Origin of the sequence: Vibrio sp. 1180_3 (genome assembly GCF_029478545.1) — a bacterium.
GTDB classification, from domain to species: Bacteria; Pseudomonadota; Gammaproteobacteria; order Enterobacterales; family Vibrionaceae; genus Vibrio; species Vibrio aestuarianus.
In genome coordinates, this window is the sequence record NZ_SJFM01000321.1 from 1 (window position 1) to 219 (window position 219).

At 49.8% G+C, this 219-nt stretch carries 1 protein-coding gene; it reads right to left on the reverse strand.

The features are described 5' to 3' along the window. Positions 1-219, reverse strand: a 219-nt coding sequence (locus EYW48_RS21985) for a contractile injection system protein, VgrG/Pvc8 family (RefSeq protein WP_277433139.1), incomplete at both ends; no start/stop codon positions are given.

Below are 219 nucleotides of genomic sequence, written 5' to 3' on the forward strand. Positions count from 1 at the left end.
GGCACTAAAGTCAGCGAGTAAAACGTATGGTGATGACCAATATCGCCCTTGCTAAATTGACGAATAATGCCATGCACGCGCTGCACGACAAGGCCATCACGCAGCATCTCTAACTGCGCCGGTTTATCCACCAGCTGCACAGCTTTGAGGGTTGATTGACGACTCGCCAGTTTTATCTCGTAGCGAAAACCGTAACAGGTTTGACCGTTATCTAAGGGC